This is a genomic window from Cereibacter sphaeroides 2.4.1, from assembly GCF_000012905.2.
Lineage (GTDB): Bacteria > Pseudomonadota > Alphaproteobacteria > Rhodobacterales > Rhodobacteraceae > Cereibacter_A > Cereibacter_A sphaeroides.
The window spans coordinates 75,192-90,151 of record NC_007488.2; the positions used below are offsets into that span (position 1 = coordinate 75,192).

The 14,960-nt window shown below is 70.0% G+C and carries 16 protein-coding genes; 12 read left to right on the forward strand and 4 right to left on the reverse strand.

The features are described 5' to 3' along the window. Nucleotides 1-22 precede the first annotated feature (22 nt). Complete coding sequence (locus tag RSP_RS20130) at nucleotides 23-946, forward strand: LysR substrate-binding domain-containing protein (protein ID WP_011331304.1); 924 nt, start codon at nucleotides 23-25, stop codon at nucleotides 944-946. 65 nt (nucleotides 947-1,011) lie between these two features. Then, complete coding sequence (locus RSP_RS22300) at nucleotides 1,012-1,188, forward strand: hypothetical protein (protein WP_017140448.1); 177 nt, start codon at nucleotides 1,012-1,014, stop codon at nucleotides 1,186-1,188. 37 nt (nucleotides 1,189-1,225) lie between these two features. Here the strand turns inward: RSP_RS22300 and RSP_RS20135 are convergent, their stop codons facing one another. Further along, complete coding sequence (locus tag RSP_RS20135; RefSeq protein ID WP_011331305.1) at nucleotides 1,226-1,522, reverse strand: PepSY domain-containing protein; 297 nt, start codon at nucleotides 1,520-1,522, stop codon at nucleotides 1,226-1,228. A 135-nt stretch (nucleotides 1,523-1,657) separates the two neighbouring features. Between RSP_RS20135 and RSP_RS20140 the strand changes: the two genes are divergently transcribed. The 3 genes from RSP_RS20140 (at nucleotide 1,658) to RSP_RS20150 (ending at nucleotide 6,177) form a co-directional block, all read left to right on the forward strand. Next, entirely contained in the window at nucleotides 1,658-2,317 is a 660-nt protein-coding gene (locus tag RSP_RS20140) for a response regulator transcription factor (RefSeq protein WP_011331306.1), read from the forward strand. Beyond that, nucleotides 2,314-3,636 (forward strand): sensor histidine kinase, encoded by a 1,323-nt coding sequence (locus tag RSP_RS20145; protein ID WP_017140446.1) that lies wholly within the window; start codon nucleotides 2,314-2,316, stop codon nucleotides 3,634-3,636. Before RSP_RS20140 ends, RSP_RS20145 begins: the two co-directional genes overlap by 4 nt. Nucleotides 3,637-3,810: 174 nt before the next feature. Next, nucleotides 3,811-6,177: a transketolase gene (locus RSP_RS20150; protein WP_002725056.1), complete on the forward strand. Its 2,367-nt coding sequence runs from the start codon at nucleotides 3,811-3,813 to the stop codon at nucleotides 6,175-6,177. Between the two features lie 14 nt (nucleotides 6,178-6,191). Here the strand turns inward: RSP_RS20150 and RSP_RS20155 are convergent, their stop codons facing one another. Genes RSP_RS20155 through RSP_RS20165 form a run of 3 tightly spaced genes read right to left on the reverse strand, consistent with a single transcriptional unit; the run spans nucleotide 6,192 to nucleotide 8,211 of the window. Continuing rightward, complete coding sequence (locus tag RSP_RS20155) at nucleotides 6,192-6,656, reverse strand: Lrp/AsnC family transcriptional regulator (RefSeq protein WP_002725054.1); 465 nt, start codon at nucleotides 6,654-6,656, stop codon at nucleotides 6,192-6,194. A 13-nt stretch (nucleotides 6,657-6,669) separates the two neighbouring features. After that, nucleotides 6,670-7,461, reverse strand: coding sequence for an SDR family oxidoreductase (locus tag RSP_RS20160; RefSeq protein ID WP_009564075.1), 792 nt, complete (start codon nucleotides 7,459-7,461; stop codon nucleotides 6,670-6,672). Nucleotides 7,462-7,464: 3 nt separating this feature from the next. Next, nucleotides 7,465-8,211 (reverse strand): GntR family transcriptional regulator, encoded by a 747-nt coding sequence (locus RSP_RS20165; RefSeq protein WP_002725050.1) that lies wholly within the window; start codon nucleotides 8,209-8,211, stop codon nucleotides 7,465-7,467. A 172-nt stretch (nucleotides 8,212-8,383) separates the two neighbouring features. Here RSP_RS20165 and RSP_RS20170 point away from each other — a divergent pair, with 172 nt between their 5' ends. From RSP_RS20170 to RSP_RS20200, 7 genes are all read left to right on the forward strand, one after another. Next, nucleotides 8,384-9,319, forward strand: a complete 936-nt coding sequence (locus tag RSP_RS20170; protein ID WP_011331308.1) for a 3-hydroxyacyl-CoA dehydrogenase — start codon at nucleotides 8,384-8,386, stop codon at nucleotides 9,317-9,319. A 9-nt stretch (nucleotides 9,320-9,328) separates the two neighbouring features. After that, nucleotides 9,329-10,261 (forward strand): BKACE family enzyme, encoded by a 933-nt coding sequence (locus tag RSP_RS20175; protein WP_011331309.1) that lies wholly within the window; start codon nucleotides 9,329-9,331, stop codon nucleotides 10,259-10,261. 62 nt (nucleotides 10,262-10,323) lie between these two features. Beyond that, entirely contained in the window at nucleotides 10,324-11,577 is a 1,254-nt protein-coding gene (locus RSP_RS20180) for an ABC transporter substrate-binding protein (protein WP_011331310.1), read from the forward strand. Beyond that, the gene (locus tag RSP_RS20185) at nucleotides 11,574-12,455 is read left to right on the forward strand and encodes a branched-chain amino acid ABC transporter permease (protein WP_002725043.1); all 882 of its coding nucleotides are present in this window, start codon (nucleotides 11,574-11,576) and stop codon (nucleotides 12,453-12,455) included. The genes RSP_RS20180 and RSP_RS20185 overlap by 4 nt, the downstream gene beginning before the upstream one ends. Further along, nucleotides 12,455-13,468, forward strand: coding sequence for a branched-chain amino acid ABC transporter permease (locus tag RSP_RS20190; protein WP_009564065.1), 1,014 nt, complete (start codon nucleotides 12,455-12,457; stop codon nucleotides 13,466-13,468). The genes RSP_RS20185 and RSP_RS20190 overlap by 1 nt, the downstream gene beginning before the upstream one ends. Beyond that, nucleotides 13,465-14,247 (forward strand): ABC transporter ATP-binding protein, encoded by a 783-nt coding sequence (locus RSP_RS20195; RefSeq protein WP_011331311.1) that lies wholly within the window; start codon nucleotides 13,465-13,467, stop codon nucleotides 14,245-14,247. The genes RSP_RS20190 and RSP_RS20195 overlap by 4 nt, the downstream gene beginning before the upstream one ends. After that, nucleotides 14,234-14,941, forward strand: coding sequence for an ABC transporter ATP-binding protein (locus RSP_RS20200; protein WP_011331312.1), 708 nt, complete (start codon nucleotides 14,234-14,236; stop codon nucleotides 14,939-14,941). The genes RSP_RS20195 and RSP_RS20200 overlap by 14 nt, the downstream gene beginning before the upstream one ends. Nucleotides 14,942-14,960 lie beyond the last annotated feature (19 nt).

Here is a 14,960-nt window from a genome sequence, read left to right on the forward strand (position 1 = left end):
TGGATGCAGCCCGGGCCGCCCTATGCTTCCGCTTCGCCGCAGCATTCCCTCCCTCGGCGCGCTCGCCACCTTCGAGGCGGCGGCGCGGCTCGAGAGCTTCACGCTCGCCGCGAATGAGCTCGGGGTGACGCAGGCCGCGGTCAGCCGCCAGATCAAGCTCCTTGAGACCGACCTGAACACGCCCCTCTTCCTGCGCGCTCACCGCCGGGTGGTGCTGACGCCCGAGGGCGCGGCGCTGGCCGCCACCGTCACCGGGGCCTTCGGGCGCATGGCCGAGATGATCGAGACCATCCGCCAGCCGCTCGCGCCGGACACGGTGACGGTGCGCGCCTCGCTGGCCTTCAGCCACTTCTGGCTGCTGCCGCGGCTGGCCGATTTCCGGTCCCTGCACCCCGAGGTCAAGCTGAAGCTGGTGGCCGAGGATGCGACCGGGGATCTGCGCAAGGAGAGGGTCGATCTGGCCATCCGCTACAGCCGTCCGCCCTTCGAGGACGGGCGATCGGTGGCCGATCACCGCGACGAGGTCTTCCCGGTCTGCAGCCCCGCGCTGCTCGAGCGGCTGGGGCTCGAGGCCGCGACCGCCGATCCGCGCAGCCTGCCCCTGATCGCCTCGGACAGCGTGAACCCGGCCTGGCTCACCTGGAAGTCCTGGGCGCGCAGCCTCGGGCTCGATCCGGCGCTGGCGCGGGCCTCGGATGCAAGCCGGCTGCGGTTCAACCATCACACCGACTCGATTCAGGCCGCGATCAACGGCGAGGGGGTGGCACTCGGCTGGGCGCTGCTCCTCTCGCGGCTCCTGGCCGAGGGGCGGCTCGTGCGCGTGGGCCGGACCTCGCTCGTGCCCGAGGACCGCTACCATGTGCTCGTGCCCTTCGGCCGCGAGCCCTCGCCGGCCTGCCGGGCGCTGCTCGACTGGATCAAAGAATGTCTTGAGAGTGATGCATAAGCGTGCATCATGCGTAGGAATGCGACGCCCCTTGATGCAGAGGCGACGTGAGCGGGGGAGGGGCCATGCGGATCGGGATCATCGGCGGCACCGGCCCGAGAACGACCCGCGGCCTCGGGGACCACGGCCGGCGTGGGCGGAGCAGCGGCGGGCGGCATGGCGCGCGCGAACCCGTCCCCTCTGCCGCCGCCAAGGCGGCGCTGGCCGCGCTGCCGGGCCTGCGTCCGGTCGATCTGGTCTGACCCGCGGAGGCGGTTGCGGGCCCCACGCGAAGGCCGGTCACTTCCGTCTGTCCTTCGGGCGCCGCCGCTCTTCCCGCTCGATCTCGACCACGGCGAGGCTGCCCGGATCGAGCATCACCTCGACCTCGAAGCCCTCGCGGTCCCAGCCGTCGATCTCGTAGCAGCCGTCGTCGACATGGAGCCGCCGGATCGTCCAGCCTTCGCGGGCCGCCAGCGCCTCGACGGCCGCGCGGGGCTGCCAGTCGGCCATGGCCACGCTGCACTCGTCATCCGCCGCGGCGGGCGCCGCCAGCACCGCGGCGACCAGCGCCATCGTCCGCATCCCTGGCCTCATGCCTCTGCCTCCACCGGATCGCCTCCTGTCTGCCGGGCGCGCCTTACGGTCACCTGACAGGTGGCGCGAAAGGCTGTCAGCCTGGTGTCAGGCGAAGTGCGGAGAATGAGCGGAAACCGTCTGGTGGTGAGTGACATGCGTATCCTGCTGATCGAGGACGACGAGGTGCTGGGCAATGCGGTGGCCGACCATGTGGCCGAGGCCGGTCACACGGTCGATCGGGCGAAATGCCTCTCCGAGGCCGACGACTCCCTCGCCGTCGCGACCTACGATCTGGCGCTGCTCGACCTGATGCTGCCCGACGGGCTGGGCATCCCCTTCCTGCGCAAGCGCCGGGCGCGGGGGGACAGCACGCCGGTCATCATCCTGACCGCGCTCGACCAGATCACCGAGCGGATCGACGGGCTGAATGCGGGGGCGGACGACTATCTCGTGAAGCCCTTCGATCTGGCCGAACTTTCCGCGCGGATCGGATCGGTGGCCCGGCGCTACGGCGGCAATCCCAACCCGGTCGTCCGGCTCGGCGCCTTCGAGGTCGATCTCGCCGCCCGCACCATCCGCCGCGAGGGCCGCCCGGTGCCGCTCACGGCGCGCGAATGGGTGCTGCTCGAGGCCTTCCTTGCGCGGCCCAATCAAGTGCTGTCCAAGGCGCAGCTCGAGGAGCGGCTCTGGTCCTTCGAGGCCGAGATCGAGAGCAACGCCATCGAGGTCTATGTGAGCCGCCTCCGGCGCAAGCTCGACCACTCGGTGATCGAGACGGTGCGGGGCCTGGGCTACAGGCTCGGCTGCCCGTGAGGGTGCGCTCGCTGCAGGCCCGCCTCGCGCTGATGCTGGGCGCGGGCGTCACGTTGCTCTGGCTCGCCAGCGCCAGCTTCACCGCGCATCTGCTGCATGGCGAGCTGGACGAAGTGTTCGATTCCGCGCTGGAAGAGACGGCGCAGCGCCTGTTGCCGCTTGCGGTGATGGAGATCCTCGGCCGCGAGGAGCCGGGCGTCAGCCAGCGCATCGCCGCGCTGCGCGCCCACGAGGAATTCTATACCTACCTCGTGCGCGATCCGGCGGGCGCGGTCCTGATCGCCTCGCACCGGGCCGAGCCTGCGGACTTCCCGCCCTGCACGGCCCCGGGCTTCACGCAGACGGCGACGCACAGGCTCTATTGCGACGCGGCGCTGAAGGGGACGTTCACCATCGCCGTGGCCGAACCGCTGGCCCACCGGGCCCGGATCGCGCAGGAGCTGGTCATGGCGCTGGGACTGCCGCTCGTGGTGCTGATCCCGCTGGCGCTGGCGGGGATCGTGGCGGTGGTGCGCTGGAGCTTCCGCCCCGTGCGCGCGCTCCGCGATGCGCTGACCCGGCGCGGCGCGGGCGATCTCGCGCCGGTGGGGGGCGCCGACCTTCCGGCCGAGATCGCGCCGGTGGCGGCGGCGGCCGACCAGCTCCTCGAGCGGCTGCGCCGCGCCTTCGAGGCCGAACGCTCCTTCGCCGCCCATGCCGCGCACGAGCTGCGCACGCCGGTGGCGGGCGCCACCGCGCAGGCGCAGCGCATCCGGATCGAGACGACGGATCCCAAGGCCGCGATGCGCGCGGGCGAGATCGAGGCCACCCTGAAGCGCCTTTCGCGGCTGGCCGACAAGCTGATGCAGCTGGCCCGCGCCGAGGGCGGCCGCCCGCTGGCCGACACGCCCGCCGACCTCCGGCCGATCCTGTCGCTGGTGGCGAGCGACTTCACCCGCGCGGGCGCCGGCGCGCGGTTCGCGCTGACGCTGCCCGGGACGCCGGTGCCGAGCCGGATCGACCCCGACGCCTTCGCCATCCTCTGCCGCAACCTGATCGAGAATGCGCTGCGCCATGGCGGGCCCGACGAGCCCGTCGAGGTCGCCCTGACCGAGGACGGCCTGCTCAGGGTGCAGAACGGCGGCCCGCCCGTGCCGGCGGACGTGCTGCCCCGCCTGACCCGGCGGTTCGAGCGGGCGGCCGGCGCGGGCGAGGGCTCGGGCCTCGGCCTCTCGATCGTGCGCACCATCGTCGAGCGGGTGGGCGCCACGCTCGATCTCGCCTCGCCGCGCCCGGGCCGGAGCGACGGCTTCGCCGCGACCGTGCGCCTTCCCGCCTGACCGACGGGATCCGGCAGCAGGAGGCGCGGCCTTCGCTCTGCCTCTTGAAGGCTTCCGCCAACCTGCGGCGCGCTTCTGGCGCAAGGCTCCAATCTTTCCCGCCGCCGCGACGATTTTGGTGAGAAGCGGCGCCCGGCTTCTCCTATCCTCGGGCGAGGGACGGAGGAGAAGACCATGCAGGCTGAGTTGAAGGCGATCGAGCAGCGGCTCTTGTGGCTGTCGCACTGGATGATCCACCATGCGAACCACATCCGGCCGAAGGTCGACGGGATCAAGGTGGGCGGCCATCAGGCCTCGTCCGCCTCGATGGTCTCGATCCTGACCGCGCTCTATTTCTCGGCCCTGCGCCCCGAGGACCGGGTGGCGGTCAAGCCGCATGCCGGGCCACTCTTCCATGCCATGCAGTATCTGATGGGCAATCTCGACCGCGCGAAGATGGAGAATTTCCGCGGCTACGGCGGGGTGCAATCCTATCCGAGCCGCACCAAGGACACGGACGACGTGGATTTCTCGACCGGCTCGGTCGGTCTCGGGGTGGCCATCACCGCCTTCGCCTCGCTGATCCAGGATTATGTCCGCGCGAAGCCCTGGGGCGCCGATGTGGCGCCGGGGCGGATGATCGCGCTGATGGGCGACGCCGAGCTCGACGAGGGCAACATCCACGAATGCCTGCAGGAGGGCTGGAAACACGGGCTGCGCAACTGCTGGTGGATCGTCGATTACAACCGCCAGTCGCTCGACGGGGTGGTGCAGGAAGGGCTCTGGAGCCGGATCGAGGGTCTCTTCACCGCCTTCGGCTGGGAGGTGGTGCGGCTCAAGCACGGCGTCCTGCAGCGCGCGGCCTTCGCCGAGCCGGGGGGCGAGCGGCTGCGCGCCTGGATCGACAGCTGCCCGAACGACCTTTATTCCGCGCTGACCTACGAGGGCGGTGCAGTCTGGCGCGCGCAGCTGATGGAGGATCTGGGCGATCAGGGCGAGGTCAATGCGCTGATCGGCCGCCGCAGCGACGAAGAGCTGGCGCTGCTGATGGAGAACCTCGGCGGCAATTGCGTGGACACGATGGCCGAGGCCTTCGCCGCAGTGGATCACGACCGGCCGACCTGCTTTCTCGCCTATACGGTCAAGGGCTGGGGCACGCCCATCGCCGGGCACAAGGACAACCACGGCGGGCTGATGACCAAGGCGCAGATGGCCGACTGGCAGCGCCGCATGGGGGTGCCCGAGGGGCAGGAATGGGAGCCCTTCGCAGGCGTGGCGGACCCCGAGGCGCTGCGGCGCTTCCTGCGCTCGGTGCCCTTCTTCGCGGCGGGCCCGCGGCGGATGACCGACGCGCCGCTCGCCGTGCCGCCGATCGCGCTCACCTCCGAGCGCGAGATCTCGACCCAGGCGGCCTTCGGCAAGATCCTCGACGAGCTCGCCCGCGGCGACAGCCCGCTGGCCGCGCGGATCGTCACCACCTCGCCCGATGTCACCGGCACCACGGGCCTCGGCCCCTGGGTGAACCGCCGCGGCCTCTTCGCCCGCGCCGCCCGCGCCGACCGGTTCCGCGAGCGGCGCATCGCCTCGACCGCGAAATGGGATGCCGGGCCCGAGGGCCAGCATATCGAGCTCGGCATCGCCGAGATGAACCTCTTCCTGACGCTCGGCGCGGCGGGCCTTTCGCATGCGCTCTTCGGGCGGCGGCTCATTCCGGTGGGCACGGTCTACGATCCGTTCGTCTGCCGCGGCCTCGATGCGCTGAACTATGCCTGCTATCAGGATGCGCGTTTCCTGATCGCGGGCACGCCCTCGGGCGTGACGCTGGCCCCCGAGGGCGGCGCGCACCAGTCGATCTCGACGCCGCTGATCGGCATGGCGCAGGACGGGCTCGCGGCCTTCGAGCCCGCCTTCGTGGACGAGCTTTCCGTCATCATGGAATGGGCCTTCGATTATCTCCAGCGCGACGGCCACGAGGGGCGCGATCCCCGCACATGGCTCCGGGACGCGACCGGCGGCTCGGTCTATCTGCGGCTGACGACGAACCCGCTCGAGCAGCCGGGGCGGCGGCACGACGATGCCTTCCGGCAGGGCGCGGTGGATGGCGGCTACTGGCTGCGCCCGCCGGGCAGCAACTGCGAGGTGGTGATCGCCTATCAGGGGGCGGTCGCGCCCGAGGCGATCCGCGCCGCGGGCCAGATGGCCGAGGCGCGCCGCGACGTGGGCGTGCTGGCCGTGACTTCGGCCGACCGGCTGAACGCGGGCTGGACCGCGGCGCAGCGGGCGCGCGCTCTGGGCGAGACCGGCGCCAGCGCCCTCGTCGAGCGGCTGCTGGCCGACGTGCCGCGCGACTGCCTGATCGTGACCGTGATCGACGGCCATCCCGCGACGCTGGCCTGGCTCGGCGGGGTGCGCGGGCACCGCACGCTCTCGCTCGGGGTCGAGCATTTCGGCCAGACCGGCACCATCGGCGATCTCTACCGCCATTTCGGCATCGACGCCCGCAGCATCGTCGAGCGGGTCTCGGGGCTGACGGAGGGCCGCCGGATCCCCGCGCGGGCCTGAGGGGGGCGGGGCGGTCAGACCAGACGGGACTGGCGCCCCTTCACCCGGCGGATCGGGATCGAGGATTCGAGCGAGGCCACGCCCGGGATCTTCGTCAGCCGCCCGGTCAGGAACCGCTCGTACTCCGCGAGATCCGCCACCGCGATCCGCAGGAGATAGTCGCGGTTGCCGGTCATCAGCCAGCAGTCGACCACCTCGGGGCAGAGCGCGATGGCCTTCTCGAAGGTGGCCAGCTGATCGCCGATCTGCCGGTCGAGCTTGACCGAGACGAAGACCGAGAAGCCGAAGCCCAGCCGCGCCTCATCCAGAAGCGCGGTGAAGCCGGTGATGTAGCCTGCTTCCTCGAGCATCCGCACCCGGCGGGCGCAGGGCGTGGGCGACAGACCCACCCGGTCGGCCAGCTCGCGGTGCGTGAGCCGCCCGTCCTCCTGCAGCTGCGCGAGGATGCGGCGGTCGAGCGGGTCGAGCACCTTGCCCATGCGGTTCCTCCGGTCAGGCGGGCACGGTCAGCGGTGCGCGGTAGCTCTCGAAATTGCCGCAGACGCCGATCATCTGGCCCGAGACATGCGGCGCGAGATCCGAAGCGAGGAAGGCCGCCATGTCGGCCACCTCTTCCATCTGCACCATCGAATGCATCGAGATATTGTGCAGGAAGAGACGGGTGTAGTCCTCGGGCGAGAGGCCGCGCTCCCGCGCCTGCTCGGCGATGATGCGCCGGCCGCGCGGGCCGTCGACCAGCCCCGGCAGGATCGCATTGACCCGCACGCCGATCTCGCCCAGCTCGATGGCGAGCGTCTCGGTCAGGCCGCGCACGGCATATTTCGACACCGAATAGGGCAGGCGCAGCGGCATCCCCACGCGGCCCGCGACCGAGCCCATGTTGATGACCGCGCCCCCGCCCGCCGCACGGAAGAGCGGCACGGCGGCCCGCACCATGTAGAACATCGCCGTGATGTTGACGGCGAGCGTGTCGTTCCATTCGGCGTCGGTGATCTCGTCCACGGGCCGGGTGGGCCCCGAGACGCCGGCATTGTTGACGAGGATGTCGAGCCCGCCGAACCGCTCGACCAGACGGTCCACCACCTCCTGCACATCGGCCGAGCGCGCGACGTCGGCCCGCAGGATCAGCGCCTCGGGCAACAGCGCCTGCGCCTCGGCGATGGCCGTCTCGGAGATGTCGCAGAGGCAGAGCTGCGCGCCCAGATCCGCGAAGCGGCGGGCGATGGCGAGGCCGATGCCTCCTGCGCCCGCGGTGATGAGGGCGGTCTTTCCGGTCAGGTCCATGGCTCAGCTCTCGCTCGGTTCGGCCCGGCGCCGGCCGCGCCGCGGCGTGGCGGCGGCCGGAGGCGTGGCCTCGTTGATGACATCCACGTTCCGGCGGAAGTAGCGGGCCGAATGCCAGATGTCGCCGGCGATGGCGCGGGCCGCCGCCGTGGGGGTGCCGCGCTCGCAGGCGGCGATGATCCGTTCGTGAAAGAGGGTGCCCGCGCGCAGGAAGGGCGTCGGATTGTCGAGCTTGCGGTGGGCGTTCATCAGATAGGGCCCGGCGCGGAGCCACAGCCCGTTGATGATGTCGAGAAGCTGCGGCATCTCGGCGCTCTCGTAGAGCGTGAAATGGAAGGCGCGGTTGGCGGTCATCACCGCAGTGGGCACGCCCTCCTCGACGCCCGCCTTCATCTCGAGATTGATCTCGCGCAGGCGGGCGATGGTCTCGGGCGTGATGCGCCGCACCGCCTGATTGGCGGCCAGCCCCTCGACCGCCATCCGCACCCGCATCAGCTCGCGGAACATGGCGGCGGTGAAGGGGGTCACGCAGAAGGTGCGGTTCGGCAGCTGCGTCAGCGCATGCTCCGCCACGAGCCGCTGCAGCGCCTCGCGCACGGGCATCGGGCTCGTGCCCAGCATGGCGGCCAGATTGCGGATCGTGAGGCTCTCGCCCGGCAGCAGCTTGCCCGTGAACAGCGCCTCGCGGAGGCGGTTGTAGACCTGAAGCTGGATCGTCACCGATTCGATCTGACCGAGATCTGCCGTCATGCTTCCCCACCCCTCACGCCGGGTCCCGGTGCCCGCTCCGACTCATCGATAGCACAAAGTTCCCGTGTCGCAAATTGAGATCACAGATCACGATTTTGGTTGACCCACGCCCGGGAAGCGGGAAGGGTGGCAGCGGGAGACGACGGTAAGCGGCTTGGGAGGGCCTCACTTCATGTCGGTGGGAGTGATTGGAACCGGCTTCGTCGGCCGGGGCTGGGCGATCTGCCTTGCCCGGGCCGGCCACGAGGTCCGGCTGTGGGATCCGGCGCCCGACGCCGCCGAGGCCGCCCGCACCTATATCGCCGAGATGCTGCCGGATCTGGCGGCCGCGGACCTGCTGGGCGGCCGCGCCCCGGACGCGGTGCTGGAGCGGATCCGCGTCGCCCCGGACATGGCCACCGCCGTCCGCGGCGCCCGCCACATTCAGGAAAGCGCCCCCGAGGATCTGCTTCTGAAGACCGCGCTCTTCGCCGAGCTCGACGCTCTGGCCGATCCCGGCGCGGTGATCGCAAGCTCCTCCTCGGCGCTTCTGCCTTCGGCCTTCACCGAGGGGCTGGCAGGGGCGGGCCGCTGCCTCGTCGCCCATCCGGTCAATCCGCCGCACCTCATTCCGCTGGTCGAGCTGGTGCCGGCGCCGTGGACCGACGAGGAGACGCTGGCCCGGACCGAGACGCTCATGCGCGAGATCGGCCAGAGCCCGGTGCGGCTCGAGCGCGAGGTGGACGGCTTCCTGCTGAACCGGATCCAGGCCGCGGTGCTCGACGAGGCCTTCCGGCTGGTCGATGCGGGCCTCGCCTCGGCCGATGCGGTGGATGCCTGCCTCCGCGACGGTCTGGCGCTGCGCTGGGTCTTCATGGGGCCGTTCGAGACCATCGACCTCAACGCGCCCGAGGGCGTGCGCGACTATGTCGCCCGCTACCAGCCGATGTTCCGCAGGCTCACCGACACGATGCGGGAAAGCGCCGACTGGTCCGGCCCGGTGCTCGACCGGATCGAGGCCGACCGCCGCGCGCGCCTGCCGCAGGAGGCGCTGCGCGCCCGGCAGATGTGGCGCGACCGCCGGCTGATGGCGCTCGCCGCCTTCCGCCGCCAATCCCTGCAATCCTAGGAGCCCCGCATGGCCAAGCCCGATCCGGTCATCATCACCTGCGCCGTGACAGGCGGCATCCATACGCCGTCCATGTCGCCGCACCTGCCTATCACGCCCGACGAGATCGTGGCCGACGCGCTCGGCGCGGCCGAAGCCGGCGCCTCGATCCTGCATCTGCATGCCCGCAACCCCGAGGACGGCCGCCCCGACCAGACGGTCGAGGGCTTCATGCGCTTCCTGCCGCGGCTGAAGCAGGCCACGAACGCCGTCATCAACCTGACCTCGGGCGGCTCGCCGCACATGAAGCTCGAGGAGCGGGTGAAGCCCGCGGCCCAGCTGAAGCCCGAGGTGGCCTCGCTCAACATGGGCTCGATGAACTTCGGCCTCTTCCCGCTGATCGAGCGCTACCCGGACCTGAAATACGACTGGGAGCGCACGCATTTCGAGGCGACGCGGGATGTGGTGTTCCGCAACACCTTCAAGGATATCGAATATATCCTCACCTCCTGCTCGGCCAACGGCACGCGCTTCGAGTTCGAGTGCTACGACATCTCGCATCTCTACAATCTCGCGCATTTCGTGGACCGCGGCCTCGTGAAGCCGCCGTTCTTCGTCCAGTCGGTCTTCGGGATCCTCGGCGGCATCGGCACCCATCCCGAGGATGTGGCGCACATGAAGCGGACGGCCGACCGGCTGTTCGGGTCCGATTACCGCTGGTCGGTGCTGGGCGCGGGCTCGGCGCAGCTGCGCATCGTGGCGCAGGCCGCGGCCATGGGCGGCAACGTGCGGGTGGGGCTCGAGGATTCGCTCTGGGCCGGCCGCGGACGGCTCGCCACCTCGAGCGCCGAGCAGGTGCGCCTTGCGCGCAAGATCATCGAGGGTCTGGGGCTCGAAGTGGCCAGCCCCGACGAGGCGCGCCGGATGCTCGCGCTGAAGGGCGGAGCCGACGTCGGCTTCTGAAAGCACGTCATCGCATGTGAGGCCGGCCCTGCCGCCTCACCGTCAAGGGGGAGGAAACGCTCATGAAAAGAAGAACCGTTCTGAAGAGCTTCGCCGGAGCCGCCGCGCTTCTGGGGATGAACGCCACCTACCTGCGCGCCCAGTCGGGGCCGATCCGCGTCGGCGCGGCCTTCGCGCTGAGCGGGGTGGGGGCGCCCGTGGGCAAGCAGATGCTGGCCGGGACCGAAGTGGCGGCCATGCAGATCAACAAGGCCGGAGGCCTCCTCGGCCGCGAGGTCGAGCTCGTGATCCGCGACGACAAATACAACAGCTCGGAATCGGTCGCCGTGGCGCGCGAGCTGGCGGGCGACGGGATCAACCTCCTGCTCGGCGGCTCGCAGACGGTGACGGCGCTCGGCCTCGCCCCGCTCGCGCCCGAGCTGAACATGGCGGTCATGATCGTCGCGGCCGCGGGGATGCCCGTCACGCACGAGCTCTTCAACCCCAACATCTTCCGGGCCACGGCCAACAACTACACGCAATACAGCTCGCTCGGCCGGGTGCTGATCGAGCAGAACCCCGACGTCCGCACCTGGGTGTCGCTCGCCCCCGACGGCGACTTCGGGCGCGACTCGGCGCTCTTCTTCGGCAAGGCCGTCGAGAAATATGCGCCGGGCGAGAAGCCCACCGTGCTCGACACGATCTATACCCAGGCCACCGCCACCGACTTCCGCACCCAGATCAACCAGCTCATGAGCTCGGACGCCGAGGGGCTCTATATCGGCATCGCGGCCTCGGCGCAGATCAGCTTCTTCCAGCAGGCGCGCAGCGTCGGCCTCTACGACAAGTTCAAGGCCATCGGCGAGGTGGGCAACGGCGACATCACCGGCAAGGCGATGGGGCGCAACACGCACCCGAACCTCTGGTCGGTCTGCCACTGGATCTACAATGCCGAGCCCTTCGCGAGCAATCCGGTCAGCAAGCAGCTCTACGAGGATTATGTGACGCTGAAGGGCGACGAGATGCCCTCGGCGCAGGTGGCGGCGGGCCATCGCGCGGCCATGGCGATCTTCGAGGGCATCCGCGCCGCGGGCTCGACCGAGACCGAGGCGGTTCTCGCGGCCATCGAGGATGTGGAATTCGAGACGGTGGGCGGCCCGGTCAGCTTCCGCAAGGAAGACCACCAGCTGGTGAACACCAACTACTATTCCCAGATGGGGCCGTCGCGCGAAGAGCCCTTCTTCGCCTTCAACAAGGTGGTGAGCATCGACGCGGCCGAGATGATCGAGCCCGCCACGCCCGGCAAGGCGTTCGACATCTCCGAGCTGCCGCAATGAGCTCGCAGGCCGTCTTCGTCCTGTTCAACGGCATGGCGCAGGGGATGGCCTTCTTCCTCGTCGCGGCGGGCCTGACCTGGGTGTTCGGGATCCTCAAGATCCTGAACCTTGCCCACGGCGCCTTCTTCATGCTGGGCGCCTATATCGCCTACAGCGTGGGCGGCGCCTGGCCTGCCTCGATCTGGACCTTCCTCGCCGTGGCGCTCGTCGCCGCGGCGGCGGTGGGGGTGCTCGGCTATCTGACCGATGTGCTGGTGCTGCGCCGGCTGCGCAACGTCGACTACCATTATGCGCTGATCGCGACCTTCGGGCTCATGCTCTTCTGCGAGGGGGTGGCGAAGGCCATCTGGGGCACCGACTATTTCGCCGTCATGCCCCCGCCCGAGGTCGACCGCGCCATCGTCGTCGGCGGCTCCTACATCTCGGTCTATACGCTCTTCGTGATCGGCACGGGGCTCGTGCTCTATGCCGCGCTCGAGATCGTCATGCACCGCACCTGGGCCGGAAAGATCATGCGCGCGGTCTCGAACGATCCCTGGATGGCCGGAACGGTGGGCATCAACGTGCCGCTCGTCCTGATGCTGTCGGTGGTGGCGAGCTTCGTGCTGGCGGGCTTTGCGGGCGGCGTCCTCGTGCCGAACCAGGCGCTGTCGCCGCATGTGGGTGCCTCGTTCGTGCTCTATGCCTTCATGGCGGTGGTGATCGGCGGGCTCGGCAGCATCCGCGGCACCTTCCTCGCCTGCATCCTCCTCGGCATCGTCGAGAGCGCCAACGCCACCTTCATGGCGCAGTATGGCGGGATCGCGATCTACATCCTCCTCGCCGTCGCGCTCGTGTGGAAACCGAACGGCCTCTTCCCCGCACAAGGAACGACCTGATGTCTGAAGCCTCCCTCGCCTCGGCAGAGGGCCGGCGGAGCGGCACCGAGACGCGTCTCGGGCTCCTGTGCCTGGCCGTGCTGGTGGTCCTGCTGTTTCTCGCGCCGGGCCTCGTGAACCCGGGCATCCTCTTCGTCATCGGCATGACGCTGATCCAGGCGGTCTTCGCTTTGTCCTGGAACCTGCTCTTCGGCTTCACCGGGCTTGCGAGCTTCGGCCATGCCGGCTTCTTCGCCATCGGCGCCTATTTCACCGGGGCGGCGCTGCGCTACGATTTCCACCTGCCGTTCCTCGCCGTGCTGGCGGTGGCGGGCCTTCTCGGCGCGCTGGTGGCGCTGGCCATCGGGGTCGTGGCGCTGAAGCGGCTGACGGGGATCTTCCTCGCGGTTCTGACCGTGGCGCTGACCGAGGCCATGGCCAAGATCATCGGCTTCTCGCCCGCGCTCGGAGAGCAGGACGGGCTGGGCAACATCCCCCGCCCGGTGATCGAGATGGGCCTGTTCCAGATCGACCTCACCCACGGCGACGACTATTACCGCTTCCTCGTCGTGGCCACCGTCCTCATCGTGGCGGCGCTCTGGTGGGTGGTCCATTCGCGCCTCGGCCGCACCTTCCGCGCGATCCGCGAGGATGCCGACCGCGCCCGCTTCGTGGGCATCGACGTGGCGCGCTACCGGGTGATCTCCTTCATGATCTCGGGCGGCACCGCGGCGCTCGCGGGCGCGCTCTCGGCGCCGCTGACCCGGATCGTGACGCTCGATCAGGTGAACTGGCTCGCCTCGACCCAGCCGATCCTGAACTCGCTTCTGGGCGGCTTCACCTCGTTCTGGGGGCCGATCGTGGGCTCGGCGGCCTTCAGCACGATCAACTACTTCACCCGCGGCTTCCCGGGCCTGTCCGAGATCATGGTGGGCGGCATCCTCGTCGTCGTGATCCTCGTGGCGCCCACGGGCATCCTCGGGCTTCTGGGCAAGCTGCGCCGGAGCGCGCTCGGCAAAGGAGGCCGCAAATGACCGGCACCCCCCTCCTGACCGCCACCGACCTGCGCGTGAGCTACGGCGCCTTCCATGTCATCAAGGGCGTGAGCCTCTCGGTGAATGCAGGCGACGCGCTGGCCATCATCGGCCCGAACGGGGCGGGCAAGTCCACGCTCTTCAAGGCGCTGACCGGTGAGATCTCCTGCCGGAGCGGCGAGGTGCGCTTCCGCGGCAAGGACGTGACCGCGCTGCCCGCCCATCTGCGCACCGCCGAAGGCATGGGCCGCACCTTCCAGGTCTCGCGGGTGTTCCTCGAACTGACCGCGCTCGCCAATGTGATCGTGGCGCTCGAATCCCGCCAGCGCTGCAAGAAGCGGGGGCAGGGGCGCTGGTGGCGCGCGGCCCCCGAGCCCGCGCTGGTGGAGGAGGCGGGGCATCTCTTGTCGCAGCTGGGCATCGCTCATCTGCGCCACGAGGTGGCCGCCACCATCTCGCACGGCGACCGCAAGCGGCTGGAGCTTGCCCTCGCGCTCGCGCTCGACCCGCTGATCCTCATGCTCGACGAGCCCACCGCCGGCATGGCCCCCGCCGACCGGATGCATATCGTCGATCTGATCCTCTCCATCCGCGCCGAGAAGGGCGTGGCCGTCATCATGACCGAGCACGACATGGACGTGATCTTCTCGATCTCCGAGCAGGTGATGGTGCTGAACTATGGCGAGGTGATCGCCGCCGGCACCGTGGACGAGGTGCGCAACAGCCAGACCGTGCGCGAGGTCTATCTGGGCAAGGACATGTATCATGCTGAAGGTTGAGCGGCTGGATGCCTTTTACGGCCAGAGCCACATCCTGCACGGGATCGACCTGTCGGTGGACGAGGGCCGGCGCACGACCGTGCTGGGCCGCAACGGGGCGGGCAAGTCCACGCTCCTGAAATCCATCACCAATTCCGGGCCGAAGGTCGAGGGCAGCGTCTCGCTTCAGGGCCGCCCGCTCGGCAGCCGCGCCTGGTTCCGCCGCGCCAAGGACGGCGTGGCCTTCGTGCCCGAGGACCGGCGCATCTTCACCCACATCACGGTGGAGGAGAATATCGAGCTCGGCCGGTTCGGCGCCACGGCCGCGCGCCCGGTGGTGCCGGCGGCCCAGATCTACGAGTGGTTCCCCATGCTCGGGCCGCTCCGCGCGCGCCTCGGCGGCCAGCTCAGCGGCGGGCAGCAGCAGATGCTGGCCGTGGCCCGCGCGGTGGCCGCGCGGCCGCGGCTCCTGCTCCTCGACGAGCCGACCGAGGGGCTCGCCCCCGTCATCGTCGAGGATCTGGCCAAGATCGTGGCCCGGATCTGCGACGAGCTGGGCATCACCCTGCTTCTCGTCGAGCAGAACATCTGGTTCGGCCGCCAGACGACCGACCGGGTCTATGTGCTCGACACCGGCTCCGTCGTCTTCTCGGGCTCCTGGGCCGAGTTCGACCGGGACGAAACCATCCGCAACCGCCATCTGGCGCTTGCCTGACACATCTCTGGGAGGAGAC

Excerpts from the sequence above, each read along its gene's own strand:
- RSP_RS20130 (WP_011331304.1), top strand. The coding sequence starts at position 23 with ATGCTTCCGCTTCGCCGCAGCATTCCCTCCCTCGGCGCGCTCGCCACC.
- RSP_RS22300 (WP_017140448.1), top strand. The coding sequence starts at position 1,012 with ATGCGGATCGGGATCATCGGCGGCACCGGCCCGAGAACGACCCGCGGC.
- RSP_RS20135 (WP_011331305.1), bottom strand. The coding sequence starts at position 1,522 with ATGAGGCCAGGGATGCGGACGATGGCGCTGGTCGCCGCGGTGCTGGCG.
- RSP_RS20140 (WP_011331306.1), top strand. The coding sequence starts at position 1,658 with ATGCGTATCCTGCTGATCGAGGACGACGAGGTGCTGGGCAATGCGGTG.
- RSP_RS20150 (WP_002725056.1), top strand. The coding sequence starts at position 3,811 with ATGCAGGCTGAGTTGAAGGCGATCGAGCAGCGGCTCTTGTGGCTGTCG.
- RSP_RS20155 (WP_002725054.1), bottom strand. The coding sequence starts at position 6,656 with ATGGGCAAGGTGCTCGACCCGCTCGACCGCCGCATCCTCGCGCAGCTG.
- RSP_RS20160 (WP_009564075.1), bottom strand. The coding sequence starts at position 7,461 with ATGGACCTGACCGGAAAGACCGCCCTCATCACCGCGGGCGCAGGAGGC.
- RSP_RS20165 (WP_002725050.1), bottom strand. The coding sequence starts at position 8,211 with ATGACGGCAGATCTCGGTCAGATCGAATCGGTGACGATCCAGCTTCAG.
- RSP_RS20170 (WP_011331308.1), top strand. The coding sequence starts at position 8,384 with ATGTCGGTGGGAGTGATTGGAACCGGCTTCGTCGGCCGGGGCTGGGCG.
- RSP_RS20175 (WP_011331309.1), top strand. The coding sequence starts at position 9,329 with ATGGCCAAGCCCGATCCGGTCATCATCACCTGCGCCGTGACAGGCGGC.
- RSP_RS20180 (WP_011331310.1), top strand. The coding sequence starts at position 10,324 with ATGAAAAGAAGAACCGTTCTGAAGAGCTTCGCCGGAGCCGCCGCGCTT.
- RSP_RS20185 (WP_002725043.1), top strand. The coding sequence starts at position 11,574 with ATGAGCTCGCAGGCCGTCTTCGTCCTGTTCAACGGCATGGCGCAGGGG.
- RSP_RS20190 (WP_009564065.1), top strand. The coding sequence starts at position 12,455 with ATGTCTGAAGCCTCCCTCGCCTCGGCAGAGGGCCGGCGGAGCGGCACC.
- RSP_RS20195 (WP_011331311.1), top strand. The coding sequence starts at position 13,465 with ATGACCGGCACCCCCCTCCTGACCGCCACCGACCTGCGCGTGAGCTAC.
- RSP_RS20200 (WP_011331312.1), top strand. The coding sequence starts at position 14,234 with ATGCTGAAGGTTGAGCGGCTGGATGCCTTTTACGGCCAGAGCCACATC.